The organism is Prevotella disiens (assembly GCF_900454955.1).
In the GTDB taxonomy this organism is placed as follows: domain Bacteria; phylum Bacteroidota; class Bacteroidia; order Bacteroidales; family Bacteroidaceae; genus Prevotella; species Prevotella disiens.
The window spans coordinates 2,081,246-2,108,176 of sequence record NZ_UGTL01000001.1 but is presented as its reverse complement, the minus strand read 5'-3'; the positions used below and the strand labels follow the sequence as shown (position 1 = coordinate 2,108,176).

The 26,931-nt window shown below is 38.3% G+C and carries 20 protein-coding genes, 1 tRNA gene and 2 pseudogenes; 14 read left to right on the top strand and 9 right to left on the bottom strand.

The window, feature by feature from the left end; genetic code table 11:
* Window positions 1-60 precede the first annotated feature (60 nt).
* From DYI03_RS09275 to DYI03_RS09255, 5 genes and pseudogenes are all read left to right on the top strand, one after another.
* Entirely contained in the window at window positions 61-2,250 is a 2,190-nt protein-coding gene (locus tag DYI03_RS09275; RefSeq protein ID WP_021668642.1) for a leucine-rich repeat protein, read from the top strand.
* Window positions 2,251-3,116: 866 nt separating this feature from the next.
* Window positions 3,117-3,935: an AAA family ATPase gene (locus DYI03_RS09270; protein ID WP_021668644.1), complete on the top strand. Its 819-nt coding sequence runs from the start codon at window positions 3,117-3,119 to the stop codon at window positions 3,933-3,935.
* A gap of 18 nt (window positions 3,936-3,953) precedes the next feature.
* Window positions 3,954-4,598: pseudogene (locus DYI03_RS09265) on the top strand (DUF4435 domain-containing protein); the annotation flags it as partial.
* A 195-nt stretch (window positions 4,599-4,793) separates the two neighbouring features.
* Window positions 4,794-5,741, top strand: coding sequence for an IS30 family transposase (locus tag DYI03_RS09260; RefSeq protein ID WP_115367873.1), 948 nt, complete (start codon window positions 4,794-4,796; stop codon window positions 5,739-5,741).
* Between the two features lie 19 nt (window positions 5,742-5,760).
* Window positions 5,761-6,150: pseudogene (locus tag DYI03_RS09255) on the top strand (DUF4435 domain-containing protein); the annotation flags it as partial.
* Between the two features lie 21 nt (window positions 6,151-6,171).
* Here the strand turns inward: DYI03_RS09255 and DYI03_RS09250 are convergent.
* The 4 genes from DYI03_RS09250 to DYI03_RS09235 form a co-directional block, all read right to left on the bottom strand.
* Complete coding sequence (locus DYI03_RS09250; protein WP_021670193.1) at window positions 6,172-7,629, bottom strand: TrkH family potassium uptake protein; 1,458 nt, start codon at window positions 7,627-7,629, stop codon at window positions 6,172-6,174.
* 20 nt (window positions 7,630-7,649) lie between these two features.
* The gene (gene trkA / locus DYI03_RS09245; protein ID WP_021670192.1) at window positions 7,650-8,990 is read right to left on the bottom strand and encodes a Trk system potassium transporter TrkA; all 1,341 of its coding nucleotides are present in this window, start codon (window positions 8,988-8,990) and stop codon (window positions 7,650-7,652) included.
* 3 nt (window positions 8,991-8,993) lie between these two features.
* Entirely contained in the window at window positions 8,994-10,937 is a 1,944-nt protein-coding gene (gene dxs, locus DYI03_RS09240; protein ID WP_021670191.1) for a 1-deoxy-D-xylulose-5-phosphate synthase, read from the bottom strand.
* A gap of 537 nt (window positions 10,938-11,474) precedes the next feature.
* Window positions 11,475-12,002: a DUF4840 domain-containing protein gene (locus DYI03_RS09235; RefSeq protein WP_021670189.1), complete on the bottom strand. Its 528-nt coding sequence runs from the start codon at window positions 12,000-12,002 to the stop codon at window positions 11,475-11,477.
* A 392-nt stretch (window positions 12,003-12,394) separates the two neighbouring features.
* Here DYI03_RS09235 and DYI03_RS09230 point away from each other — a divergent pair, with 392 nt between their 5' ends.
* From DYI03_RS09230 to DYI03_RS09220, 3 genes are read left to right on the top strand one after another with little or no spacing between them, the layout of a single operon-like run.
* Window positions 12,395-12,910 carry an RNA polymerase sigma factor gene (locus DYI03_RS09230; protein ID WP_051263458.1) on the top strand — a complete coding sequence of 172 codons (516 nt, stop codon included), beginning with the start codon at window positions 12,395-12,397 and terminating at the stop codon, window positions 12,908-12,910.
* On the top strand, window positions 12,907-13,971 hold the full coding sequence (locus tag DYI03_RS09225; RefSeq protein ID WP_021670187.1) for a hypothetical protein: 1,065 nt from the start codon (window positions 12,907-12,909) through the stop codon (window positions 13,969-13,971). Before DYI03_RS09230 ends, DYI03_RS09225 begins: the two co-directional genes overlap by 4 nt.
* A gap of 2 nt (window positions 13,972-13,973) precedes the next feature.
* Window positions 13,974-14,411 carry a hypothetical protein gene (locus DYI03_RS09220; RefSeq protein WP_021670186.1) on the top strand — a complete coding sequence of 146 codons (438 nt, stop codon included), beginning with the start codon at window positions 13,974-13,976 and terminating at the stop codon, window positions 14,409-14,411.
* Between the two features lie 238 nt (window positions 14,412-14,649).
* On the opposite strand, the gene DYI03_RS09215 is transcribed toward DYI03_RS09220, so the two are convergent.
* The 3 genes from DYI03_RS09215 to DYI03_RS09205 form a co-directional block, all read right to left on the bottom strand.
* Window positions 14,650-15,378 (bottom strand): Bax inhibitor-1/YccA family protein, encoded by a 729-nt coding sequence (locus tag DYI03_RS09215; protein ID WP_021670185.1) that lies wholly within the window; start codon window positions 15,376-15,378, stop codon window positions 14,650-14,652.
* A 333-nt stretch (window positions 15,379-15,711) separates the two neighbouring features.
* Window positions 15,712-15,782, bottom strand: a tRNA-Gln gene (locus DYI03_RS09210).
* Window positions 15,783-16,028: 246 nt separating this feature from the next.
* Window positions 16,029-17,690, bottom strand: a complete 1,662-nt coding sequence (locus DYI03_RS09205; protein ID WP_004356864.1) for a nucleoside kinase — start codon at window positions 17,688-17,690, stop codon at window positions 16,029-16,031.
* A gap of 90 nt (window positions 17,691-17,780) precedes the next feature.
* Between DYI03_RS09205 and DYI03_RS09200 the strand changes: the two genes are divergently transcribed.
* Entirely contained in the window at window positions 17,781-19,493 is a 1,713-nt protein-coding gene (locus DYI03_RS09200) for a Na/Pi cotransporter family protein (protein ID WP_021670184.1), read from the top strand.
* 358 nt (window positions 19,494-19,851) lie between these two features.
* On the opposite strand, the gene DYI03_RS09195 is transcribed toward DYI03_RS09200, so the two are convergent.
* Together DYI03_RS09195 and DYI03_RS09190 are read right to left on the bottom strand one after the other, a co-directional pair.
* Entirely contained in the window at window positions 19,852-20,469 is a 618-nt protein-coding gene (locus DYI03_RS09195) for a glutathione peroxidase (protein WP_021670183.1), read from the bottom strand.
* Window positions 20,470-20,512: 43 nt separating this feature from the next.
* Entirely contained in the window at window positions 20,513-21,205 is a 693-nt protein-coding gene (locus DYI03_RS09190) for an SIR2 family NAD-dependent protein deacylase (RefSeq protein ID WP_025064621.1), read from the bottom strand.
* A 112-nt stretch (window positions 21,206-21,317) separates the two neighbouring features.
* Here DYI03_RS09190 and DYI03_RS09185 point away from each other — a divergent pair, with 112 nt between their 5' ends.
* From DYI03_RS09185 to DYI03_RS09165, 5 genes are all read left to right on the top strand, one after another.
* The gene (locus DYI03_RS09185; RefSeq protein WP_004356920.1) at window positions 21,318-21,923 is read left to right on the top strand and encodes an FKBP-type peptidyl-prolyl cis-trans isomerase; all 606 of its coding nucleotides are present in this window, start codon (window positions 21,318-21,320) and stop codon (window positions 21,921-21,923) included.
* A gap of 27 nt (window positions 21,924-21,950) precedes the next feature.
* Window positions 21,951-22,850 (top strand): FKBP-type peptidyl-prolyl cis-trans isomerase, encoded by a 900-nt coding sequence (locus tag DYI03_RS09180; protein ID WP_021670181.1) that lies wholly within the window; start codon window positions 21,951-21,953, stop codon window positions 22,848-22,850.
* A 476-nt stretch (window positions 22,851-23,326) separates the two neighbouring features.
* The gene (locus DYI03_RS09175; RefSeq protein ID WP_021670179.1) at window positions 23,327-24,280 is read left to right on the top strand and encodes an FKBP-type peptidyl-prolyl cis-trans isomerase; all 954 of its coding nucleotides are present in this window, start codon (window positions 23,327-23,329) and stop codon (window positions 24,278-24,280) included.
* 187 nt (window positions 24,281-24,467) lie between these two features.
* Window positions 24,468-24,932 (top strand): Lrp/AsnC family transcriptional regulator, encoded by a 465-nt coding sequence (locus DYI03_RS09170; RefSeq protein WP_021670178.1) that lies wholly within the window; start codon window positions 24,468-24,470, stop codon window positions 24,930-24,932.
* Window positions 24,933-24,979: 47 nt separating this feature from the next.
* Window positions 24,980-26,851 carry a gamma-glutamyl-gamma-aminobutyrate hydrolase family protein gene (locus DYI03_RS09165; protein WP_021670177.1) on the top strand — a complete coding sequence of 624 codons (1,872 nt, stop codon included), beginning with the start codon at window positions 24,980-24,982 and terminating at the stop codon, window positions 26,849-26,851.
* Window positions 26,852-26,931 lie beyond the last annotated feature (80 nt).

The following is a 26,931-nucleotide window of genomic DNA, read 5'->3' as shown; positions in this document are numbered from 1 at the left end:
TTTAACTTCATTATTTTTATCTTTGTATTTGAAATCATTTATCATCTAAAATAAATTATTATGAAAAAATCGTATGTATTAACCTTACTTTTTAGTATGTTGTATTGCTGCACCTTATTTGCACAAACAACAAAAAAAGTAAATGTGGACAAGCCTGGAACTTTAGAAACTGTAATCGGCGACGACCTTGAGAAAGTTACAAACCTTACAATCGTAGGAAAATTAAACAATGCAGACCTTTCTACGCTGAAGAGAGCAAAGATGCTTAGCGAATTAAACTTGCTTGATGTTACACTTGTCGATTATAAAGGGGCTGAAACAACTTTCTTGCCAGGAGCAACTTTTGGATATTATCCTGCACTTACAAGCATAATATTGCCTAAAAACATCACAAAAATGGGATATGGGGCATTTCTTAAAGCTGGAAAATTGAAAAAAGTAGTATTGCCTCCTACTATCAAAGAGATTGGTCAAGTGGCATTCATGAGTTGTTACGAGTTGTCTGAAATTAATCTTCCTGATGGTATAGAACTTATTGACAGAAGTGCTTTCTTTAAGACAGCACTGACAGAATTTGTTGCGCCTAAATCGCTCAAAACTTTAGGCGAAACTGCGTTCTATGGCACACAAATTAAGCGTGTAGTGCTAAACGACAAGTTGGAAACAATAAAGCGAGCTCCATTTGGAGGTTGCAAAAATCTTTCTAAAATCGAAATAGACGAGGCCAATGCTCATTTTAAAGTTATCGACAATGTGCTTTATGATAGTAAAGCAGAAACGCTCATTACCTTTCCAGCAGCCGACGAAAGAACATCTTACAGAACATTGCCTACCGTTAAATCGTTCTCACAAAGTGCATTTGAAGGTTCTAAAAACTTGAAAGAACTCTACATAAACGAGGGAGTAAAAACCATTCCTAACAGCCTATGCCGTGATATGGAGGTTTTAGAACGCTTATATTGGCCTTCTACGCTAACGCTTGTTGAAGCAAGTGCAGTAGATGTTTGCCAAAAATTACGTCAATTGCACGTTGCAGCCGTGAAAGCTCCTGAAGTTGCTACTGGTGCTTTCGGCGTGATGTATGCCAACTATGGCACAACTCTTTATGTTCCAGTAGGCTCGAAAGCAAGCTATCAAGCTAACGAAGAATGGGACAAAAACTTCATAGAAATAATAGAAGAAAGCACGGACGAAAGTACAATTGTTTTTAAAACAAACAAAGCCATTGGCGAAGCCTTCGCATTGTTAGTTGGGGCAAAAGAAGAAATAAGAATAAAGGGTGCAACCTATAATGACAAAGGACAGCTTGTGCTTACTGCAAATGAAGTTACGCTCTATGGAAAAATGACAAAATTGGATTGCAATACGAATAAAATTACTTCAATTGTCATTACCAATCAGCCACAATTGAAAGAACTCTATTGCGATGACAACGAATTAAAAACAATAGAATTTGACAATGTTCCTCAATTATCAACGCTTTATTGCGGAAACAATAAAGGATTAACCAATATTGATTTTAAGAAACTTCCTGCATTAAGCGATTTCAGTTGCTATAATAATGGTATTAAGCAACTCGATTTCAGTGCAAATCCGTTATTAACTTCATTGATTTGTCGCGACAACATGATTGAAGGAACATTAGATTTGAGCCAAAATCCAAAGATTCAGCAAATAAATTGTTATAACAATATGATTTCTGAAATCAAGTTGGCAGCTAATTCTGAATTACGTCATTTAGAAATGCAACGCAATAATATAAAAGGAGCAAACATGACTAACCTTATGAAGTCGTTGCCAACCTACATTGCATACGATGCAGACCAATGGGATGACTACGGAGGACTCAACTTGCAAGGCATTTATGTGGCAGAAACATCAAGCGATAAAGAAAAAAATGTAGCCTTAGCAAGTGATGTGAAAATTGCAAAAGACAAACTATGGCCTGTACTTGCTTTAAACATTGACGATTATGGAATGGTTTCGCCTAAACCATACGAAGGGGCTGGCACTGAAGGCATTAACACAACAATGGTTAAAAATGGCACAAAAGTGTACGCCAATGGTCAAATGGTTATGGTGGAAGGACTACCAAACGACGAAACTGTTATGCTTTATTCTGCTAATGGTATGCTCATCGATAAAGCAATGAGTAACAACGGTATTGCAAAACTCAATGCGCAAAACGTAGGAATCTATTTTGTAAAATTAGAAAACCAAACCATAAAGGTGGTAATAACAAGAAAATAAGGTTTCGCTGACCTATAATATTAGAAAGGTGGGTTCTAAAAATTACCACCTTATAAGAAACATACTTAAATTATGGGTTACGTTTTACAATCGTTTGAGTTCTTATTGATACAAATAGTCAGTTCATTCGGTCGCATAGTCCACTATGCTCCTTCGTTCACTGCCGATTTGTATTCAATAAATTCCTCAAAATATAGCAAAGCTAATTTTTAGAACCCACCTTTTAAAAGACTGACTTGATTAAAATTCAGGTCAGTCTTTTTAATTTTTTTCGAACACTTCTACTTACAAACTTCCATTTATCACGCTATATTTGAAGTGGAGTAAGCAGATAAAATAGCGTTTTAGGGCGTATATTTGTTAATAGAATAGGTAGTTTTGTTAAATCAATAATATTTATAGCAAATATATGTTAAAATAGAAAATTAGAATAGGGGTTTTCTCATTTTTGCCGTTTTATAATCGAAGTTCACAAGATGAATTAATAATTAGATTAGACTGATAAAATAAAATATATGCTTTTTTCTACAGATTAAGTTAATGTAACTATGTGATGAATGAGTTTAGCGCCCTTCGTTGGTTGAAACGAGGGGCGTTTTTTTAAGTAAGAACTTATCTACATACCACCTGAGTTACCACATAAACGAAACGACCAACAAGGTTCCGAGTACGGTATGTAAAATTTAAATGATGACCCTAATACATCAAAATGTAATCTACAAATCTATCGTAAGGTGAGCCTAAAAAAGGCTCACCTTACGTATTCTTATGAATAAAGTAAATTCTTTATATCTTCTTAACTACTTAAAAAACACTTACATTGAAAGAAAATCACTATATTTGTAATCGGATATAAACGTAAAACGATGCAAAAATACGCAGATTACATAGAAGAAATAGAAATAGAATCGCTTTGGGGTGGTGTGAAACATATTAAATGGACATTAGACCGCAAGGTGAATATCTTGAGTGGTATCAATGGGGTAGGCAAGAGTACCATATTAAATAAGGTGATTAAAGGGCTATCACAAGGAGGAGAATTTCCAAGCCACATGATTAAAGGAGTGAGCATAAAAGTTCAGCCACCAAATACAAAGTGGATAAGATATGACATTATTCGTTCCTTTGACCGGCCATTAATGAACATGGAAAGTATTACCAAAGCCGACTTGAATCTTACTACCGAACTTGATTGGCAGTTATTCCAATTGCAAAGAAAATACTTAGATTATCAAGTGAATGTAGGCAACAGAATCATAGAAATGCTTCAAAGTGGCGCCCCTGATGCTACCATAAAGGCACAAACTTATTCGGCTCCAAAGAAACTTTTCCAAGATATTATTGATAATCTGTTTACTGAAACAGGCAAAAAAATAGTACGTTCGGAAAACGAAATACGCTTCTCACAAGTGGGAGAAACACTTTTCCCTTACCAATTATCGAGTGGAGAGAAACAAATGTTGGCTATCTTGCTCACTGTTTTAGTGGAAGACAACCAACCATACGTGCTATTTATGGACGAACCAGAAGTAAGTTTGCATGTAGAATGGCAAAAGAAACTCATTGGGTTGATACTTAGTTTGAATCCAAATGTTCAAATCATACTTACCACACATAGCCCTGCGGTCATCATGGACGGCTGGTTCGATAATGTGACAGAGGTAAATGAAATCACAATTGATTAATTCACATAAAGAATAACAATGGGGAAACAACTCAGAGAAAACCTATCGTCGGAGTATATTCAAGCTGCTAACAGGCTTAATGGTCGCAATGCACGCAAGAAAATCTTAGCGTATGTAGAATCATACGACGATATATTCTTTTGGAGAACTGCCCTTAGCGAGTTTGAGAATGAGGAGCGTTATTTTGAAGTTATGCTGCCTTCACGGCAAACACTGACCCGTGGAAAGAAGTCGGTACTAATGAATTTGTTTCAGGAAAATGTAGGAGAAAGTATGATTGCCTGTGTCGATGCCGATTATGACTATCTTTTGCAAGGACTTACATCAACATCACAAGCCGTAAACTATAATCCTTATGTTTTTCATACATACGCATACGCTATCGAAAATTTGCAATGCTTTGCTGGAAGTCTGCACGATGTAACAGTAGCGGTAACGCTTAATGATAAAAATATATTTGATTTTGAAGAATACTTACGCCAATATAGCGAAGCCATTTTTCCGCTTTTCGTGTGGAATATATGGTTTTATAGAAACAATATATACGGAAGATTTACAATAACCGACTTTAATCACATCATTGAATTGGGCAATTTCTCATTCTCTACTGCCTTTCAAAACATACAAAGGGTTAGAAAAAAAGTGGCGAGAAAGATTCAACAGTCGTAAGTTCAATATAGAACTGCAACAAAATATGGCGTAACTCTTAATAATCTATGCCATAAAACACCGAGGGGTTTGGGGGCGAGTAGCCACCAAGATAGCCGCCGCCAATAGTGAATAACAACTAGCAATACGATAAAAAAGAAAAGGAGACTCTAACGAATCTCCCTGAAATCAATTAATTTTGTATTGCTTATGTATAAACAACTGACTTCGGGGCAAAGATACACAATTTCTATCTTACTCCAAAAGAAAACACCAAAAAGTGAAATAGCAGAGTTAATCGGGGTAGACCGTAGTACGGTTTATCGTGAAATAAAACGCAATAGTGGTAAACAAGGTAAATATAATGCGGAGACAGCCCAAGCTAATGCTGTCTATCGAAAGCATCGTAATCCTGGCAACCATACTATAAAGAAAGAAGTATGGAAGGAAGTAATCCGTTTATTGGTAGAAGAACAATGGTCTCCCGAACAAATCTCTAACGTATTGAGAAAAAGAGAGATGAAGATTTCTTATGAAACTATTTACAAGCTAATCCGCAAGGATAAAAGAAATGGAGGCTGCCTTTATAAGTACTGTCGATACAGGCTAAAACACAGAAACAGACCTGTTGGGGGTAAGCGTACAACAATCCTAAACAGGACGTCTATTGCTGAACGACCAAAAGAAGCTGACGGGACAAGATTTGGCGACTGGGAATTGGATACTATTGTTGGAAAAGGAAACAAAGGAGTTATCGTTACGCTCGTAGAGAGGCAGACGAACTATATCCTCATAAGAAAGTCGAACAAAGGAAAGGATGCGGACGAGGTTGCAGATATAGTTGTAAAACTATTGATGCCATTTAAGGATACCCTCAAAAGTATAACTACAGACAATGGTACAGAGTTTGCAAATCACCAGTATATTACAAAGAAATTAGGCGTTACGGTCTATTTTGCCGACCCACATTCGCCGTGGCAGAAACCGCTCATTGAAAATCAAAATGCATTAATAAGGCAATTCATACCAAAGGGAACAGATTTTGACAACATAACACATCAACAAAATGCAAAAATACAATATAAAATTAACACAAGACCAAGAAAAAAATTGGATTATAAGACACCACAAGAATGCTTTTACGGCAATATAGTGTAAATTTGCACTTGCTAGTTGAATTCACCAGTTCCACAAAGACTACCCCGATGCAAAGGAAAGTTATTTGGCAGTGAAAGAAGATATAAAGCATTTGGGGGTAACACCACAAACAACTTACCTTTACATACAAGGTCATCATTTGTTTGACAATGTGGTTGTGCCTGCATTAAAGCGTGTTTGCGATAGATTAATCCGTGATATGGAAACGGAAATTCAAAGAAATGCAGTACACATAGTGCAGCAACGCAACGAACTTTCAAGCTATTCACACAGCGTAGAGAATATTATTCCCATGTTAAGGCGCAATGTAGCGTACAATAAATGTGAACCTTACAAACGATTGAAAGCAGATTTAGAAGATTTTTTTAATAGAAACAAGGAAAGCAAAACGCCGCCTTTACAAGCATAAATTGTAAAAGCGGTGTTTCGTTTAATTCTCTTTCCAGAAAGAAGGAGAAAAAAGTACTAAGACTGTGAACAACTCTAGACGACCAACCAACATCAAAAACGATGCCATCCATTTTGCAAAATTGGGCAATTCGTTCCACGACATTGTCGGACCAATCTCTAATCCTAATGCCGGACCTACATTTCCTAACGAACTAAGTGTTATTGTAATAGAATTAGTTGAGTCTATTCCTGCAGCTATCATTGTGAAAGCGCATACCAAAGTAAGGAAAAGATAAAGTCCAAGGAACGATAAAAGGGTTACACGCTTAGACATTTGAACATTATAACCGTCTATTTTTAAAGGCAAAACAGCATTGGGGTGCAGAATTTGGCGGAACTCATTGCGCACAATCTTTATCAGCATAACGCCACGAATGCTTTTAAATCCGCCACTTGTCGAACCAGAACAACCACCGAAGAACATACAAGCAGCTAAAATAACCCATGTTACATGAGGCCATTTTGCAGCATCATCGCTGAATAAACCTGTTGTTGTTATGAAAGAAACTACTTGAAATATAGAGCTACGGAATGCGTGTTCAACGTCATAGTTATTGCGGAAAATAAGTTCCAGCATGATAAAAAGGCTGAAACCTAAAACAAGAGTCGTATAAAACTTAAATTCTGAATTTTTAAGAAATTGTTTGAACTTGAAACCAGCCACAGAAGTGTATAGCAAAGTAAAGTTTACACCCGCCAAAAAGCAGAAAAGCGTACAAACATACTCTTCCGCTGGCGATTTAAAGGTAGCTATTGAACCGCTTTCCGTTGCAAATCCACCTGTGGCAGTACTCGTCATGGAATAATTGAAGGCATCAAACCAATTCATTCCGCACACTTTGTAGCTTAAAATACAAGCAATAGTAAGAATAAGGTACACTATCCAAATCCATTTGGCACTCGTACTCAGACGAGGGTGAAGTTTACTCTTGATAGGACCTGTCGATTCGGCTGCAAAAACCTTGAGAGAACCACCCACAAGTGAGGGAAGAATGGCAATGGTAAAGAACACAATGCCCAATCCACCAATCCATTGTGTAAGCGAACGCCAAAATAATAATCCTTTAGGAAGGTGCTCTGGAAAGTCTATAACGGTAGCTCCCGTAGTGGTAAAGCCCGACATTGTTTCAAAAAAAGCATTCGTAAGATTGTCTATATACCCACTGATAAGGAATGGCAATGTGCCAAATAATGAGAAAATTACCCATGCTATGGCAACCACGAAATAGGCATCGCGACGCTCAATAATATTGTTTGAATGGCGACCCAGTAGGCGAAAACCTAAACCAGAGCTAATAGTTATGAGGATAGACCATGCAAAAGCCATTATATCATCGCCTTGATAAAGCATTGCAACAAAGAGGCAAAGCGTTAAAAGCGTTGCTTCTATCCACAAAAGTGAGCCTAAAATTTTGAAAATTGTTTTTAGATTGAGCATGATACCTCCTAAATAGCTGCTTAATTAAATAATTGTTCTACTTTCTTTTTGTTAACATTGTAGCAAAAAACAACCACAATATCGCCAGCTTCTATTTGAGTATTACCAGAAACAAGCATTCCTACTTCATTTCTAACGAGTCCGCCGATAGTCATACCACTTGGGAGTTGAATATCTTTGATAGGTTTGCGAGTGATTTTTGAGCCTTGAACAGGAATAAATTCAGCAACATCAGCATCAACAGCCATAAGGAAACGAACATTATCTACGTTGGCATCAAGTAACATTTGGTAAATGTAGCTGGCTGCAATCGCCTTTTTGTTTATAATCGTACCAATATCAAGTTTCGCAGCCATGTCTATGTAATCGAAGTTTTCAACTGATGCAATAGTCTTTTTTACACCAAAAGTCTTGGCAGCCATACAGGCAAGAATATTGGTTTCGGCATTAGGAGTTAGCGCAACAAAAGCTTGTGTATGACGAATGCCTTCTTCAACCAAAAGATTAGTATCGCGACCATCACCATTTATCACTAGTTGGTCTTCATCAAACATTTCGTTTAAGTATTCACAACGGTCGGGATTGGTTTCTATTACCTTCACATTCATGTACTCAGGTATGATTTTCACACTGCGAACCGCTGTGCGTCCACCACCCATTATCATGACATTTTTAATATCAACATAGTTTTCCTTGCCTGTAATCTTGCGCATATAAGGAATGTACTCCTTCTGAGTCATGAAATAAGCTAAATCTTCTTTTTGCAAAGTGTCTTCACCATTAGGAATAATGGTTTCGTTATGGCGTTTAATTGCTACGATATGGTAAGGGTCAGAAGGTCCACTAATATCTTTTAATGGGCGGTCTAATATTTTACAAGTTTCTCTTAATTTGATGCCGAGCATGACCAATGCACCACCATGAACGTCCCAACGTTGGCGAACCCATGACATTTTCAACCCATTAATAATATCTTTAGCCGCCAATAGTTCAGGATAAATAAGTCTATCAATGCCCAATCGTTTAAAAAACTCTTGGTTTTGAGGCTCCATATATTCAGGATTATCAATCTTTGCAACTGTTTTTTTGGCACCAAGGTGGTGAGCCATGGTGCAAGCTGTTATGTTATCGGTTTCTTTTGGATTGACGGCAATAAATAAGTCGGCATGCTTTGCGCCAGCTTGTTTTAATACATTAATACTCGTTGATTTACCTTCCAATGTAAGAAGGTCATAGTTTTGCCCAATTTTCTCTAAGTTTTCGGGCAATTCATCGATAAGAATGATGTCGTACTTATTGCGAGATAGGAATTGTGCAAGATAAGTTCCAATGGCGTATGCGCCTGCAATAATTATCTTCATAACTTAATTAGCTACTTTTTGCAACTTGTTTTCAATTTGTTGCTTAATATTTTCTTTGTCAATTCCGCATATTTGTCGGAGTTGTTGAACAGTTCCTTGTTCTATGAATTTGTCAGGAATACCCAATCTTTGTATGTGTGGGAAATATTCATGGTCGTTCAACCATTCCATAACCGCCGTTCCCAGTCCTCCATTGCGTACACCATCTTCTATGGTAATGATATGTTTGAAGTTTTTTCCCACCTCTTCGAGAATACTTTCGTCTATTGGTTTCAAGAAGCGCATGTCATAATGAGCAATGCGCCCCTTGTATTTTCCTTCTTGTTCTATTTCTTTTATTGATGATAAAGCATCGTTTCCGATAGGCCCAATCGTAAGAATAGCAACATTGTTTTCAGCGAAATTCCTTATTGTTTTATCATAAAGTTTGCGTCCTATTCCCACTTTTATTTCTTCAAATGGGCATTCCCAATCCACTAAAACACCCCCTCCACGTGGATATCGAATTACGAAAAATCCTTTATCAGGCAATTGTGCGGTGTACATCAATCGGCGTAACTCATGTTCGTTCATAGGCGATGCTATGGTAACGTTAGGAATGGGGCGCAAATAAGCTAAATCAAAGGAACCATGATGCGTTGCTCCGTCTTCACCAACAAGCCCTGCACGGTCGATACAAAGTACGACAGGGAGATTTAAGATAGCTGCATCGTGAATGATATTATCGTAAGCTCGTTGTGCAAACGAACTATATATGTTACAGAATGGTTGCAAACCGTCTTTCGCCATACCTGCTGAAAAAGTGATAGAGTGTCCCTCTGCAATTCCTACATCGAATGAACGTTCAGGCATTTCTTTCATCATGATGTTCATAGAACAACCCGACGGCATGGCTGGGGTTACTCCTACGATGTGTGGATTTTGTTTTGCTAATTCCAAAAGCGTTTTTCCAAAGACATGTTGGAACTTTGGTGGCTTATTGTTTGTGTCTTGAACGACACGTTCTCCCGTTTCTGGGTCAAACTTTCCTGGTGCATGCCAAATGGTGGCACTTTTCTCAGCAGGCTCGTATCCCTTTCCTTTCACAGTATGGAGGTGGAGAAGTTTAGGCCCTTTCATGTTCTTTAATTGACGCAAAAGTCTGACTACTTCAATCACATTATTGCCATCGAAGGGACCGAAATAACGAATATTCATTCCTTCGAAGAGATTTTGCTGTTGTGAAAGTGCTGATTTTATCGCATTATTCAGTCGGATAATTCCTTTGCGTCTTTCATCATTAAGTAGCCCTTTTGCCTTTAACCATTCTGATGCCTTGAATCTAATACGGTTGTAAGTGTCGTTTGTATCAAGATTTATCAAGTATTGTTGCATTCCTCCAACTGCTCTATCAATCGACATATCGTTGTCATTCAATATAATAAGCAAATCGTTAGGTTGGCTTGAGACATTGTTAAGCCCTTCGAATGCTAATCCTCCACTCATGGCTCCATCGCCAATAATAGCTACAACATGACGCTCTGGGTGATGAGTCATCTTTGCTGCTACTGCCATTCCTAATGCTGCCGAAATGGAATTGGAAGCATGACCACAGGTAAAAGTGTCAAAAGTACTTTCTTTTGGAGAAGGAAAAGGCATGAGACCGCCTAATTTTCTGTTTTCGCAAAAGCGTTCACGTCTTCCCGTAAGTATTTTGTGACCGTAAGCTTGATGACCTACGTCCCATACGATTCTATCTTCGGGAGTATTAAACACATAATGGCATGCTACTGTTATTTCGGTTGCACCAAGGCTCGAACCAAGATGACCAGGATTGACTGCAACCTCTTGGATAATGTCTTTTCGCAACTCATCACAAAGTAGCGGTAACTCGTCAATGCTTAGCTTTCGCAAATCGGAAGGCGAGTCTATCTTGTTTAAAATTTTGAAATTATTATCGTTCGACATTATTATAACGTGATAAGTTTCGCAAAGATATTGCCAACGAGTGCAATGCAAACTTGTTTGAACATTGCTGAGTGCAGCTATATCTTATGCAAAGATATTGCCAATGAGTGCAATGCAAACTTGTTTGAACATTGCTGAGTGCAGCTATATCTTATGCAAAGATACTGCAATTAGAACATTTTTCCAAATAAAAAGCAGTGCAATTATTTTTAGACTGCCAAAAGCGATGTAAATTGTAATTAATCTTGCTTGGCATATTCTTTTTTCTTGACCTATAATCATAAAAAAAAGGACTCATCATCACTGATTTGTCCCTTTTCTGTTATAGCGAAGCGGCAATTTAATGTATTGCCGTAAAACTTGTCATCACTGATTTGTTTTGCTTCTCTCTAAGAGTTTGGCAAATTGTCAGTATACCATCTTAGATATTAACATCAGAAAAAAATTTAAAAAGGATTTTATTATTACTTATTCATTTTCTAATTTCATTTTTGTGAGTTCGTCGTCTTCTTTCTTTCATTTTGTTTCGACTTACTCTTATCTTACAACTTTTGACAATTTAAACTTTATGAAGTTTCTACTTGCCATGTTTGTTTCAGTTGTTCCATCTAATAACATTATTTTTGATTGAATAATTTGCATCATCAATATTCCGCGTTTTAAAGCAGCTCCAGAAACTTTTCTGTTAAAGAGGAATCCTAGGAATCCTGTTTCATATTTTTTCGTTGTCCCAATGTAATTCACATTAAATGAAATAGGCAATGGCGCTACCACCATCTTTATAGGGTCAACCTCTGCGAAGTCAATTTTGTAATTTATATCGAATTTACCATATTTTGTTACGGCAGTTTTCAAATTGCTTGGTGCTACTTTTGCAACCAATACTTTTGAAGGCATATCGTGAATAACCATTGTACTATCGGTTAGGATATTTATGGTTACCTCGGCTGAATCTAATGTAAGAACATTGTCGCTTGTTTTTCTGTCATTAAAATAAACAAAACCTTTATATTCGCCTTTTGCTTCTTGAAATGCTTCTTGCTTTTCTTTTGGGCTAAGACCCATTTATTGTTTATCATTGGTCATATTGCATGACACAAGTCCCATTGAGATTATCAGTGCGTAAGCAGCTGACACGACTTTATTCTTATATTTAATCATACGATTTCATGCCTTTGTAAATTTTCTTCGTTTGACTATATAATGCTTCAATCGCAAAAACCTTGCCTATGAACTAAGAAAAAATCTTTATTTAACATCTTTTTGCGTTGTAATGGCAAGGAAATGTCTATTTTTGCATTTAGTTAGTAACAATTCCTCAGGGATTAAAACAAAAGCTGGGTGTTTTCAAACCCTTAGGCATTTTTTTCATAATAAGTTGAAACTTGTCCTTTGGTGAATTCACCGCTGCAGTGATTGCTTTGATAGTACAAGAGAAAGAAGAAGCTATAGTAGCAATGTTTAGACGCGGTGAGGCTGTGGCTATGGATAAATTATATGCAGCCTTTTCTGGCTACCTTTATGCAATCTGCTGTCGATACATTGCTGATGACGAAGTTGCTAAAGATGTGTTGCAAGAAGTTTTTATCAAGGCTTACACCAAAATTGATACGTTTCAATATAACGGCATAGGGTCTTTAAAAGCTTGGTTGCGCAGAATAGCAATCAACTTATCAATTGAGGAGTTGCGCCGACAAAACGCAATGAGGTTAGCAATTGAAGGAATGGCGACTGACGATGACGATAGTGAACCTAATACAGACGGAATGAACGAAGAGATTCTTCTTGAGTTAATAAGAAGTTTACCGCAAGGTTATCAAACTGTGTTCAATCTCTATGTCATTGAGGGATATTCGCATAAAGAAATTTCTGAAATTCTTGACATCAAGGCAGATACATCGGCATCGCAATACCATAAGGCTAGGGTTATGCTAGCAAAAAAGATTAAGGAATATAAAGCTAACGCAAAATGAAAGAAAAGTGGGAAGATAATTTTCAAAAAGTTTTTAGCGACTACGAACGCAAGGTGCCTGATGGTTTGTTGGACGATATAAAGCGTGAAATAGAGAAAAGAAAACTTATTCCGAATGTTAAAAAATCGTCTGCAACACTCATTCCATTGTGGGTTCAGCAGGTCGCAGCTGCTGTTGCTGTTGTTCTCATTGTCATGGGAGGATTCTTATGGGGAAGAAAGCAAGCTGCCGAAACAGAGTTTGCTGCTTTAACCCCTACTGCGTCTATGGCTACAAGCACATTGCCTCAAAAAGGAAATTCAAATTTTATGACCAATGCCTGGAAGTCAGTAAAATCAATGGTCAATGGTGTTCATGTGAATGGTGGAACTTTTTCAACCAACTTGTTTGCTGCTGCTTCCAATCCATTTCTTTCAGAAAGAGGTAATAATGGTGCGACAATAACAAATGTCGGTCTGCCATCAACAGAGTCTATTGAAAACATAGCCGATTTACACCGAGTTACGCTTGGCACTATGCCACAACAAGATAACTACAAACTCAAACAAAGTGATACTCAAATCCAAAATAATAGAGTCGACAAAGCAAATCGTTTTGAACGTTCTGCTCAGTTAGCGGCTGTTTGTGCTGGCAATTTGCAAAGCAATGAACTTTGTTATACAAATGTGCCGTTATATAGCATGCGAAACAACGATTTTGAAATGGCAGATAATATGAATTATTATCAATCTATGAATTTGGGCTTGTCAGTACGATATAATGTTACCAACAGATGGAGTCTCTTGACAGGGCTGACCTATGCAAAAATGCGCTCCGCAACAACTATGAATGATAGAAATGTAGGTTTCCATGAACAGGATTTACGAACTGTTGTAAATGCAAAAGAAATCCAACCACAATTGTCTGGGAAAGATGAATATAATTTCACCAAACAAGTGGGCATTTATTCACAACATGGTATCGGTAATTATGTTAATGGTGGCAATGTGGATATTTTTTACAAGAGCAACCCATTTAACGTTAATTTCAAATTGGGACAAAGACTAAACGGAAATAAATAAGAATGAAGAAACTTTTAGGTATATTCGCTGTCTTGTTATTTGCCTTTTCGTGTGCAACAAACCAAGATTCTACGGTGCAATACACTTTGGCGAAGAATTATTTTTTCAGCAGTGGGAATAAGATAACCGTGCCAACTTTGTTCAAAATATCGAACGAAAACGAGTTTTATCAATATTTTGGCGAAGCTGCTGTCAAAGGGAAAGACGGCGAACCAACCCCTATTGATTTTAAACGTCAATTTGTTTTAGCTAAGGTGTTGCCCGAAACCAATGTACATACTGATTTGATTTTTCACAGTCTAACAAAAAACGCTCATACTTTGACGCTGAAATATACCATCAAGCAAGGCGAAAAGCAGTCGTGGACAATGTGCCCTTTCTTCTTCGTGATAGTCGATAAGAAAGATATAAAATGTAGGATTAAAGAAATCGCATTATAATAAAAAACAAAACTTACTATATTAAAACAGAAAACGTGGGAAAAAGTCTTTTAAAAGAGCCTATTTCCCACTTTTTTATTGCGTGTTTTTCGCCTTGTCTGACTAATTTGTACTTTCTTATCACCTTTTATTTCTCATAATTTGTATTACTTTCATAAAAAAATATAGCGGTGAAATTCTTTCATCGCTATATTTTCCAATTCTTACGAACCTATTTTTATTTCGGAATTCTCCTTGTTTAATCTCTATTCCCAAAGAAGCGGAGCAAATAGAGGAATAAGTTGATAAAGTCTAAGTAAAGACTCAACGAGCCAAGCAAGGCGATTTTTTGTGCCGATTCGCCAGCATCAGGTGCCATTCTTACCATTTCTTTAATTTTCTGAGCGTCCCAAGCGGTCAAACCTGTGAAAATCAATACGCCTAAACCGCTGACAATAAGCTCAAACATTGTGCTATGTAAGAATAAATTTACCAAGCCCGCAATAATTAAACCAATGAGTGCCATAAATAAAATACCACCCATTTTGGTTAAATCTTTTTTTGTCGTTGTGCCAATCACTGCCATTGCACCGAATGTACCCGCTGTGATAAAGAATGTTTTAGCAATAGAAGCCATAGTATAAGCTGCAAAAATCCACCCCATTGTCAGACCATTCAGCGCAGCAAAAACGATAAACCACATGGTAGCACTCATAAGTGACAACTTCTGAATGCGTGCAGAAAGGTAAAACACGATACCTAATTCTGCTAAACCGCACACGATAAGCGGCGCCATGCCATTGTAAAGCATCATTAGCATCGCCTCAGAGGTACCCACTCCATACGCTACAATGCCTGTGATAGCAAGTGCCATCGTCATCCATGTATAAACCTTGCGCATTAACATTGGGAAAGTGCGTGACATTTCTAACTCTTGATAACCACGATTGTGATTACTTTCAAATCCTGGATAATTGTTGAATTCCATAACTTTATATCAATTTTTTATTTTTATCTCATTATAGCCTTGCCATTTTGGAAGATTATAGGGAATGAATCGCTACAAATCCTATGAAGAAAGGCTCAATAGGTTTATGACAAAGCCTGTGCCATTCATCATGCAAATATAGTTTAAACCATTGATATGGACAAATTGGCATACTCTTTTTATGTATTTTTAATTTCCTTCTTTGTAGTGTTCAACTCAATTTCTATAACTTCCATATTTCCACGAAGCTTTCTATAAGAGTAAAAAAGAAAAAATATGAGAATAAAAAAAGTCCTTCAAAAGAAAACTTTGAAGGACTTTTTCGCATTTTTGTTGTCCTAGGCGGATTCGAACCACCGCAAACAGAACCAAAACCTGTTGTGCTACCATTACACCATAGGACAAAATTGCGGTGCAAAGGTACTGTTTATTTATATTCCCTCCAAATTTTTTGTCGGTTTTTTGCTGAAAAATCTTCATCTTAGGGATAAAATAGCGTTTTTAGGGGCTTTTGGAGCATTTTTTATGAGTTGAATAGTACAAAAAATGGGAATAAATTGGCTTTCGCTTCTTTATTCCCTATTCTAAAAATAACCTTTTGTGGACTAAAATTGTACTGAAAATTTACTTTTTGACAATTCCTTTTATCGCTAATATTTAAATGATGAGCCACCGAGGAACTCGCGTAAGAGCGAAGTAGGAGGTAGACTGCGGAATGGGAGCGATGCAAAATAGCCTAAGAATTTGCGTAATCGGTAGGCTTCGGCATATTCATCGCAGTTTTCAGGTACTTGTTCTAAGACCGCTTCGGCTTGTGCTTTCAACACGGCAACTTCGTAAAGCATAGCCGTATTAAACATTACGTCAGCATTTTCTTGGTAAGGAAAAATCCATTTTTTCTCTCCTGCACGCACACTTGGCCATCGTTTAATGGTATCTTGAGCCGAACAACCACGATATTTATAGTCGCGAACAATGCGCCGAATGAGTCGATTGTCGGTTGTGGGAATGTAGTTATGGTCGTCTAAGAGAATCGTTGTGAGCGCAGAAGCATAGATGCGGAACTTTTTTTCGTCAGGTATATCCTTTGTAAGCAAAGGGTTTAAGGCGTGAATACCTTCGACAATGAGTATGTTATTAGGTTCTAAATGCAACTTTTTACCCTTCATTTCGTTTACTCCCGTTTGGAAATTATAGCTTGGTAATTGCACTTCCTCTCCACGGAATAATGCTTGAAACTGTTCGTTGATGAGTGGAATATTCAGTGCATAAAGGCTTTCGTAGTCATAATCGCCCGATGAATCGCGTGGCGTATCAACCCGATTAACAAAGTAATCGTCTAAGGAAATTTGCACAGGTTTTATGCCGCAGGTGAGTAATTGCACGGACAAACGCTTGCAGAAAGTGGTTTTTCCACTTGATGAAGGTCCTGCTATTAAGACAACTTTCACGCCTTCTTTGTGGGCAATAGTCTCTGCCATTTGCGAAATTTTCTTTTCTTGTAAGGCTTCGCTAACATTGATAAGGTCGTTAGAAAGTCCTTTTTTAACCGCTTCATTGAAATCTCCTACGGTGCGAACGCCTAATATTTGTTGCCAACGATGGTGAATTTTGAACACTTCAAACATCTTATCTTGGTTAATGTTCTCGCTCAATTTTCCAGGATTGTCGGTATCAGGAATGCGCAAAAGTAGTCCATCAAAGAATTTTTCAACCCCAAACAATTTTATAAGCGATGTGTTTGTGAGCATAGAGCCGTAGTAATAATCCACGTAATCGTCTAATTTGTAATAGAAAGTGTACAACGAGCCTGTACTTTCAAGAAGTTTCACCTTGGCTTCGTCGCCTAATTTGCGGAACATCTTTATGGCATCTTCTGTCGTAGTTTCAAATCTTGATATGGGTTTCTGTGCATCTATGATAGATTGCATGCACTTTCTAATCTTGTTTACATCGTCTTCCGTAACCTCACGACCTATGTTCAGATTACAATAATAACCATTTGACACGGGAATATCTATGATAACTTTGCTTTTTGGATATAAATCGTGCACCGCTTTACATAAAACCATGAAGAGCGAGCGTGTATAAGTGCGTACACCAGAAGAAGAATGGAGGTCGAGAAACTCAACATCTTTATTATGGAACACGCGGTAATTTAGTCCCTCCACCTTGTTATTGACTTTTGCGCTGACCGGTCCGTACTCCATTTTAAGATTAAATGCGCTATAAACATCATAAAGTGAGCTTCCGATTGGGACATCTAAAGTTTTTTTATTATTTTTGCAACGAATTTGTAATACTTGTTTCATCTTGTATTCTATTAACTTTTGTCTTTGGGTATAAAGTTAGTAAATTCTTAGTAAAACGCAAAAAGAAATTGCATTACAATAATATTAAATATGACTACAGGCGATTATTTTGCTATTTTTTTTAAGATTGTCGGCTCATTAGCGTTACTTATCTATGGTATGAAGGTAATGAGTGAGGCATTACAAAAGATGGCGGGTTCACAATTGCGTCACATTTTGGGCGCAATGACCACAAACCGATTTACAGGTATGCTCACAGGAACGTTCATTACTTGTGCTGTTCAATCTTCATCAGCTACAACCGTGATGACAGTTTCCTTTGTAAACGCAGGATTGCTCACTCTTGCTCAAGCGATTTCAGTCATTATGGGTGCCAATATAGGTACCACGCTGACGGCTTGGATTATGTCTTTGGGCTATTCTGTCGACCTTACGAGTTTTGTTTTTCCAGCTTTCTTGGTGGGAATTATTTTGATTTACATGCGCAAAATGCGTTATGTAGGCGATTTTCTCTTTGGTCTTTCCTTTATGTTCTTCAGTCTTGTGCTGCTGAGCGATGCTGGAAAATCGTTACATTTGGACACTACTCCTGCGGTAATAGAATTCTTTAAGTCGTTCGATGTCAATAGCTATTTCACGATTTTGGCATTCTTAGCGATAGGAACGGTTATTACTTGTCTTGTACAATCGTCGGCTGCGGTAATGGCGATTACCATTTTGCTTTGTTCAACAGGCGTTTTACCAATTTATTTGGGTATTGCTTTGGTCATGGGCGAGAATATTGGTACAACGATTACCGCCAATCTTGCGGCTTTAGCTGCCAATACGCAAGCTCGAAGAGCTGCCTTAGCCCACTTAATGTTTAATGTGATAGGCGTTGTTTGGGTGCTTATTTTGTTCTATCCGTTTGTGAATATGGTGTGCGGATTTGTTGATTACGACCCTACAAGTCATGCTATGACAAGCGCCATTAAGTTGAAACTACCTGTTGTTTTGGCTGCTTTCCACACCACTTTTAATGTTCTCAATACAAGTTTGCTTATTTGGTTTATTCCACAATTAGAGAAATTAGTGTGTTCAATGATACATATGCGCAAATCGGACACAGAGGAAGATTTCCGTTTGCGCTTTATTCAAGCGGGTATTATGAAAACTCCTGAGCTTTCAGTCTTAGAAGCCAGCAAGGAAATTCAGTCGTTTGCGGAACGTTTACAGCGCATGTTTGGCATGGTAAGAGAGTTGATGCACACCACAGACGAGTCAGCTTTTGTAAAACTTTTCACCCGAATAGAAAAATATGAAGGCATTTCTGATAACATGGAAATCGAAATTGCCAAGTATTTAGACCAAATTAGTAGTGCCCATTTGAGCGACGACACAAAGGAAAAGGTACGCTCTATGTTGCGCGAAATATCAGAATTGGAAAGCATTGGCGACTCTTGCTACAATATTGCACGCACAATGAGCCGCCGCATGTCGGGAAAAGAGAATTTCACAGAGAAGCAATACGAGCGTATTGATCAGATGTTTGAACTTACAGACGATGCTTTAACGCAAATGAACAGCCTTCTTGTGGGACACAAACACGAGAATGACATCAATTGTTCGTTTAATATTGAAAACGAAATCAATAATTATCGCGACCAACTTCGCACACAAAATATTCAAGATGTGAACGACCATAAGTACACTTACGCTATCGGTACAATGTATATGGACATCATTCAGGAATGCGAAAAGCTAAGCGATTATGTTGTAAATGTAGTGGAAGCCCGTATGGGAATGAAACAAACAGATGCTTAAAGGTTGAAAACGAAAATAAAAAAACGAGGAAAGTGCTGATGCTTTCCTCGTTTTTTTATTTTCGTTTCTTGGGTTTGGCTATCATTTTAGGTTTAGTAGGAAAACGGTGGGATTTGGATTTCTATATTTTACCTATTTGAAGTGCTTGTAGTAACCTTGTAAGGGCGGAATTTATTCCGTTCCTCACAAGTTTCGTTTCTGTTACTATCATGCGAAAACGTTTCCTTTTAGTTATGAGGAACGGAATAAATTCCGCCCTTACAAGTCCCTATTATTTTCGCAAATTCATTGTCCAAATGCACAAGATTAAATCATTTTCGTCTAACAAATTTGTAGAAAATACCCCTCAACCTTGTTTCTACTGGGTCAATTTCAGCAATGCTCTGATGCCTGCTTCCACTTCTTTCATATCGGCAGTAGGCTCAAATCGGTCAACAACACGACCTTCTTTATCGATGAGAAACTTCGTAAAATTCCATTTAATGCTTGGATTTTGAGCATAATTAGGGTCGTCTTCTCTGAATTTTTTATCAAGAAATTTCCCGATTTCGTTGTTTAAATCAAAACCTTTAAAGCCTTGTTCCGCTTTCAAATAAGTGTATAGTGGCGATTCGCCCTTACCGTTTACATAGATTTTGGCAAACTGTGGAAAGGTGATACCATACGTTCCTGTGCAGAAATCCTTGATTTCTTTTATTGTGCCAGGTGCTTGGTTTCCGAACTGATTACACGGAAAATCGAGAATAACCAGCCCCTCGCTTTTGTAAGAATCATACAATTTTTGTAGCGCTTCGTATTGTGGTGTGAACCCACATTGTGTGGCTGTGTTCACAATCAACAATACTTTGCCCTTATAATCCTTGAGTTTTACAATCTGTCCGCTACTATCTTTTACCCTAAATTTGTAGACATTCTTTTGCGCCATAGTAGGAATTGCCATGATAGCGCAAAGCATTGCCATGATGATTTTCTTCATTTTCTTTTTACCTTTTTATTATATTAATGTGTTGTTGTCCCGCTTATATCATTTCAATCAAGTCGTGCATACCCTCGCTTGCCCCTTTTTTTATTGACGTAATGTTGTTTACCTGAGTTGGGACCACCTCGTTTGGGTCAATCAAATAGATTGGAATATTGGGGCGAACATAGCGTACCAACCCTGCAGCAGGGTAGACATTAAGCGAAGTTCCTACGATAACGAATATATCGGCCTCTGAAACAGCTGCCGCAGCAGGCTCTATCATCGGTACACTTTCACCGAAAAACACAATGAAAGGGCGCAACAAACTGCCGTCTTTTGCCTTTTCGCCTGGTTTAATCTCAGGATTTTCTTCGGTTATTTCCTGTATAAATTCAGGATTATACTCATCGTTGCTCGAGCAAGCCTTCTTCAATTCTCCATGCAAATGGATTACTTTGGTTGAGCCAGCACGCTCGTGCAAGTCATCAACGTTTTGAGTTATGACCGTAACATCGTATTTTTCTTCCAAACTTTTAATGAGTTTATGCCCCTCGTTGGGTTGTGCTTGAAAGAGTTTTTTGCGCAAATTATTATAAAAATTATTCACTAACACAGGGTCTTTCAGCCACCCTTCGTGTGTAGCAACCTGCTCTACGGGAAAGTCTTCCCATAGTCCATCGCTGCCACGGAAAGTCTTAAATCCGCTATCGACCGACATTCCTGCACCTGTTAAGAATACTATTTTTTTCATTTCATTGTTGTTTATCATTCTACAAATTTAGTTATTTTAATTAGAATAATGCTTAACTATATCCTAAAATAATTATCTTTGCACATTAAATTATCATAAACAACAAAATTCAATGGATAAATTAAGCTATGCTTTGGGTATCGGCATTGGTACACAACTCTCTGGAATGGGTGCAAACAAACTCAATATTGACGATTTTGCACAAGCAATCAAAGATGTTATCGCTGGAAACGAATTGAAAGTTAGCCAGCAAGAAGCTCAAACACTTGTTAATAACTTCTTTGCAGAGCAGCAAGCAAAACAAGAAGCAGCAGCTGCTGAAGCTGGTAAAGTGGCAAAAGCAGTAGGTGAAGACTTCTTAGAAGAGAATGCAAAGAAGGAAAATGTAGTGGTATTGCCTTCTGGTTTACAATATGAAATCATCAACGAAGGCAACGGAAAGAAGCCAAGTGCAAAAAGCCAAGTAAAGTGTCATTACGAAGGAACACTCATTGACGGCACTAAGTTTGATAGTTCTTACGACCGTGGCGAACCTGCAACATTTGGTTTGAATCAAGTTATTCCTGGTTGGACAGAAGGTGTTCAACTCATGGGCGAGGGTGCAAAGTATCGTTTCTTTATCCCTTACAATCTTGGTTATGGTGAGCGTGGTGCTGGTGCATCTATCCCTCCATACGCAGCGTTGATATTTGTAGTTGAACTTATCGAAGTTCTCTAATTCGTAGAATATAAAAAAAATAATAAAATGAAGAAATTTACAGTAGCAGCCGTAATGGCTCTTGCAGCAGTAGGCTTTACCGCTTGCGGTGGAAATTCTACTCCAAAAGAAGAATTAAAATCAGATGTTGATTCACTTAGCTATGCTTTCGGTGTTGATCAAGGTCAAAGTGTGAAACAATACCTACAACAAATGAACATCGATACCGCTTACATCGATGAATTTATCAAGGGTATGAATGATGGTGCTAAGAACATGGACGACAAGAAAAAGGCAGCTTATAACGCTGGTATCGGTGTCGGCATGAACATGAATATGGTGATTAAAAACCAAATCAACAAGAGCATTTTCGGTGAAGACTCAACAAAGTCAATCTCTTTGAACAACTTCCTCGCTGGTTTCGCAGCAAGTGCAAAGGGTAAATCAAGCATGACAATGGAAAAAGCACGCGAAATTGAGCAACGTGTTCCACAAGCTATTCAAGAGAAAACAGCCGAAAAGAAGTTTGGTGCCAATAAGAAAAAGAACGATGCTTACATGGCAGCCGTAGCTAAAAAGGAAGGCGTAAAGGCTTTGAAACAAGGCGTTTATTATAAGGAAATAAAGGCTGGTACTGGCGCAAAGCCAAAGGCTAACGACATCGTAAAGATTAATTACGAAGGTAAAACCATCGATGGTAAGGTATTTGATGGTCGCAATGATGCAACTATGCAGCTTGGTCAAACCGTTCCAGGTTTCACAGAAGCATTGATGAATATGCCTATTGGTTCAAAATGGGAAGTATATATCCCTTATTCAGCTGGCTATAAGGCTCAACAGCCAAGCCCAGACCTCAAACCATTCTCTACTTTGGTATTTACTATCGAATTGCTTTCAATCGAAAAAGCACCACAAGGCGCACCAGCAGGAATGCAAATGGCTCGTTAATCATTTGTGATTTGAAATAAAAAAGTGGGTTGGGAATTTAAAAACCCAATCCACTTTTTTTTGTACCTATAAATGTTAAAAAAGAAAACAATAGGTTTTGCCCTTCAAAAGAGCCTATTTTGACGTTCAAAACAATAGGTTTTGCATTTCAAAACAGTAGGTCTTATTTTTTTAAGGTTGTAAAATCGACTTCGATAAGTTACACAAATGCAAATAAAAATATTGCAAACAAGAACAAAGGCAGTTTAAAGCAAGTAATGATACCTCGTAGGGGCGTGATTTATCACGTTCCTCTTAGCAAAATTTAGAGTGTTAGGAACGTGATAAATCACGCCCCTTTTAGCAACATTTAGAATGTTAGGAACGTGATAAATCACGCCCCTACGAGATAGCACTTATTGCTGACGGCTTTTGGATTCTGGAAAAAGAAGATAAAAACCTACTTGCATTGTATTTAAAAATAAACAAAACAGATTATGAAAAAGATAGCAATCGTGGCTTTGCTCGTTATGGGTGGTGCCGCAATCAATACTGCAAGCGCACAAAGCAAGCAAGAAAAAGTAATCAGTAGCGAAAAAGTAGCACCCGTAACCATGCCTAAAAGCCAATGGATAAAAACCAAAAGCGACTCGTTGAGCTACGCTGCTGGTATGGCATTGACACGTGGATTGGAAGGATATGCTACCCAACAATTGGGCGTTACAAAGGAACAATATCCTGAATTTGTAAGAGGTGTTCAAGAAGCCTTTGCACATGGCATGACCGACCAGTATGCTGCCTATATTGCAGGACAACAAGTAGCAAAACAAGTGTTGCAATCCATGTTCCCAAGCATGATGAACGATTTTAAAGGAACATCAACCAACATAACAAAACGCCTTGTAAATCTTGGATTTCTTGATGCTTTGAAGAAAGATAACTCGTTCTTTAGCCAAGAAGCAGCACAAGAATATTTTGAAGCAAAACTAAAAATTGCCAAAGAAGAAAAGGGCATGGAGGTGAGAAAAGCAGGCGAAAAATTCCTTGCAGAGAACAAAAAGAAAAAAGACGTGGTAACTTTGCCAAGCGGTTTGCAATATAAGGTGTTGCAAAAAGGTACAGGTGCGAAGCCAACCAAGAACGACCAAGTGGTAGTAGTTTATGAAGGACGCACCTTAGACGGCAAAGTGTTTGATGCAACAGCACGCCACGGACGTCAAAGCGACACATTCGGTGTTGGCAATCTTATTCCAGGTTGGACAGAAGCACTCACTTTGATGCCTGTTGGTTCAAAATGGGAAATCTATATTCCACAAGAACTTGCTTACGGAGCAAATGGTGCAGGCGAAGCCATTGCCCCTTATTCGGCACTAATCTTTACTTTGGAACTCAAAGAAATTAAGTCAGCTAACCCAACTCCAGCAACTAACAAACTCACCATAAAGAAATAAGTTTGAAAACTTAGCGCTTTCATTCCTGAAAAATGGTGAAAAATAGCGGTATTACTAACAAAATGCACCTTCGGGTGCATTTTTCATTGATTTTTGTTGTACAATTCATTTATAATTTCTACTTTTGCTTTCAAATTGTAAATTAACTTTCTTGCTTTAACAATACAAATAAAATCTAACAAGGAATATGGAAAAAATTGATAAATTAGACAGAAAAATTCTTGGAATCCTTTCGCAAAATGCGCGTATACCTTTCAAAGACGTAGCAGCAGAATGTGGTGTATCACGAGCAGCCATACACCAACGTGTGCAACATCTTATCGAAAATGGTGTCATTGTGGGCAGTAGCTTCGACGTAAACCCTAAAAGTCTCGGTTATACCACCTGTACTTATGTGGGATTAAACCTTGAAAGAGGTTCAATGTATCGAAAAGTAGTGGAAAGAATCAATACAATTCCAGAAGTAATAGAGTGCCATTTCACAACAGGGTCGTACACCATGCTCGTGAAATTGTACGCAAAAGACAACGAACAACTCATGGATTTGCTCAACAATAAGTTGCAAAGCATACCAGGAGTAGTATCAACAGAAACGCTTATCTGTCTTGAACAAAGTATAAAACGTGAAATTCCAATAGCAACAGACTTATAACAGTCGGGCTAAATGCCTCCTCTGCACCCCAAATTATAGAAAGGATAATGACAACAAATTTTGATTTAGACACACAGTTAGAAGACCTTTACGCAAGTTTTCCAGAGGCTTCGCATCAACCAATCATCGGTATTACAACCAATTTCTCGGACAAAGATGTTACCATACGAGAGGTCTTTCATAAGCAGGTGATAGAGGCAGGCGGCACACCCTTACTCATTCCGCCAACAACCGATAAAAAAGTGTTGGCGAGTATACTCGATCGCATTGACGGATTGCTACTCTCTGGAGGGGCTGACGTGAACCCTTTATGGGCAAATGAAGAGCCTTCGCCTCATGTAGGGAATATCAATGACAAGCGAGATTTGTCGGAATTGCTCACCACACGATTGGCTTTCAATCGACAAATTCCAATTTTGGCAGTTTGTAGAGGGATACAAGTATTGGCGATTGCATTGGGTAGCAAGGTGCAACAACATATCTATGATGATTACATCGTGGAAGAAGTGAAGGAAGAAAAGAAACTAACACGTTCGAAAAGTGTTACCACTTTGCGACCAGCACTGCTCAAACACGACCAACAAGCAGGCTTTAATGTGCCTACGCACAGTGTGTCTATTGAGCCAAACTCCATACTTAAAGCGATTTATAAGACGGATAAAATCTTTGTAAATTCGTTCCATCATCAAGCTGTAAGTGCGCCTGGTGAGCGTTTTCGTGTAACGGCTTATGCGCCAGACGGGGTTATTGAAGCAATGGAGAGTGCTGAATTTAAACCCATTCTCGGCGTTCAGTGGCACCCAGAATGGTTGGAAGAAGAGGGTGGAAAGCTCTTTAAATGGCTCGTTGGACAAGCTAATAACTTTAGTATTGCTAAGCATTTGCATGCAAGAATCCTTACTTTAGACACCCATTGCGACACTCCGATGTTCTTTCCACAGGGAGTTGATTTTGCAAAACGCGACCCCCGCATTCTCTACGACTTACATAAAATGACAGAAGGACACCAAGATGCGGTTACAATGGCTGCTTATTTGCCCCAACCACGTATAGGAGAAACCTTCTCATCGAAGATAGATGTGGCTGGATTGAAGCAGTTTAACCCTGAACTAACCGATGTCTTAGACCATCTTTCGCCTGCTGTATACGCTGATTTAATCTTCAATAAGATAGAAAAAATAGTGAAAGAAAACAGTCGTTACCTTAGTATTGCACGCACACCTGCTGACCTTTACGAAGACAAACGCAAAGGGCGTAAGAGCATTATGTTTGCCATTGAAAACGGATTGGCATTGGAAGGAAAGATAGAGAATGTAAAACATTTCGCACAACGAGGCGTAACCTACATTACACTCTGCCATAATGGCGATAACGATATTTGCGATTCGGCACGAGGGAGCAATCTTCATGGCGGAGTAAGTAAGTTTGGCATTGAGGTTATCCAAGAAATGAACCGCAATGGTATCATGGTTGACCTCAGTCATGGGGGTGAAAAAAGTTTCTATGATGCTTTGGAAATAAGTTCACAGCCTATCGTTTGTAGCCATTCCAATAGCAAATCGCTCTGTGATGTCCCCCGAAATTTAACCGATGACCAAATGAAAGCATTGGCAGCAAAGGGTGGTGTAGCTCATATTACACTCTTTGGAGGATTCTTACGCAAGGGGGGTAACACTTCAATCATGGACGCGATTGCTCATTTGGAACATGCTATTCGTGTGATGAGCATAGAACATGTGGGCTTAGGAACCGACTTTGATGGCGACGGAACCGTTCGTGGCATGGCTGATGCAAGCGAAATGATAAACTTTACACGCCATTTGTTGGCACGAAAGTATAGCGAACGCGATATTGAAAAGATATGGGGCGGAAACTGGCTGCGTGTTATGGCGCAAGTACAAGCTGCAAGAAAGAAATAAAAGGCGGTTTTGATACACTAAACAAAGCCTATTAGAACAATAAAAATGCGAGAAAGCTTGATAAAAGCAATCCCGCATTT

What these genes read in the sequence shown, in the direction of transcription:
- DYI03_RS09185 (WP_004356920.1), top strand. Translation starts at nt 21,318, where the DNA reads ATGGATAAATTAAGCTATGCTTTGGGTATCGGCATTGGTACACAACTC.
- DYI03_RS09270 (WP_021668644.1), top strand. Translation starts at nt 3,117, where the DNA reads ATGCAAAAATACGCAGATTACATAGAAGAAATAGAAATAGAATCGCTT.
- DYI03_RS09165 (WP_021670177.1), top strand. Translation starts at nt 24,980, where the DNA reads ATGACAACAAATTTTGATTTAGACACACAGTTAGAAGACCTTTACGCA.
- DYI03_RS09230 (WP_051263458.1), top strand. Translation starts at nt 12,395, where the DNA reads ATGTTTAGACGCGGTGAGGCTGTGGCTATGGATAAATTATATGCAGCC.
- DYI03_RS09235 (WP_021670189.1), bottom strand. Translation starts at nt 12,002, where the DNA reads ATGGGTCTTAGCCCAAAAGAAAAGCAAGAAGCATTTCAAGAAGCAAAA.
- DYI03_RS09260 (WP_115367873.1), top strand. Translation starts at nt 4,794, where the DNA reads ATGTATAAACAACTGACTTCGGGGCAAAGATACACAATTTCTATCTTA.
- DYI03_RS09190 (WP_025064621.1), bottom strand. Translation starts at nt 21,205, where the DNA reads ATGAAAAAAATAGTATTCTTAACAGGTGCAGGAATGTCGGTCGATAGC.
- DYI03_RS09250 (WP_021670193.1), bottom strand. Translation starts at nt 7,629, where the DNA reads ATGCTCAATCTAAAAACAATTTTCAAAATTTTAGGCTCACTTTTGTGG.
- DYI03_RS09200 (WP_021670184.1), top strand. Translation starts at nt 17,781, where the DNA reads ATGACTACAGGCGATTATTTTGCTATTTTTTTTAAGATTGTCGGCTCA.
- DYI03_RS09170 (WP_021670178.1), top strand. Translation starts at nt 24,468, where the DNA reads ATGGAAAAAATTGATAAATTAGACAGAAAAATTCTTGGAATCCTTTCG.
- DYI03_RS09180 (WP_021670181.1), top strand. Translation starts at nt 21,951, where the DNA reads ATGAAGAAATTTACAGTAGCAGCCGTAATGGCTCTTGCAGCAGTAGGC.
- DYI03_RS09225 (WP_021670187.1), top strand. Translation starts at nt 12,907, where the DNA reads ATGAAAGAAAAGTGGGAAGATAATTTTCAAAAAGTTTTTAGCGACTAC.
- DYI03_RS09175 (WP_021670179.1), top strand. Translation starts at nt 23,327, where the DNA reads ATGAAAAAGATAGCAATCGTGGCTTTGCTCGTTATGGGTGGTGCCGCA.
- DYI03_RS09205 (WP_004356864.1), bottom strand. Translation starts at nt 17,690, where the DNA reads ATGAAACAAGTATTACAAATTCGTTGCAAAAATAATAAAAAAACTTTA.
- DYI03_RS09275 (WP_021668642.1), top strand. Translation starts at nt 61, where the DNA reads ATGAAAAAATCGTATGTATTAACCTTACTTTTTAGTATGTTGTATTGC.
- DYI03_RS09195 (WP_021670183.1), bottom strand. Translation starts at nt 20,469, where the DNA reads ATGAAGAAAATCATCATGGCAATGCTTTGCGCTATCATGGCAATTCCT.
- DYI03_RS09220 (WP_021670186.1), top strand. Translation starts at nt 13,974, where the DNA reads ATGAAGAAACTTTTAGGTATATTCGCTGTCTTGTTATTTGCCTTTTCG.
- dxs (WP_021670191.1), bottom strand. Translation starts at nt 10,937, where the DNA reads ATGTCGAACGATAATAATTTCAAAATTTTAAACAAGATAGACTCGCCT.
- trkA (WP_021670192.1), bottom strand. Translation starts at nt 8,990, where the DNA reads ATGAAGATAATTATTGCAGGCGCATACGCCATTGGAACTTATCTTGCA.
- DYI03_RS09215 (WP_021670185.1), bottom strand. Translation starts at nt 15,378, where the DNA reads ATGGAATTCAACAATTATCCAGGATTTGAAAGTAATCACAATCGTGGT.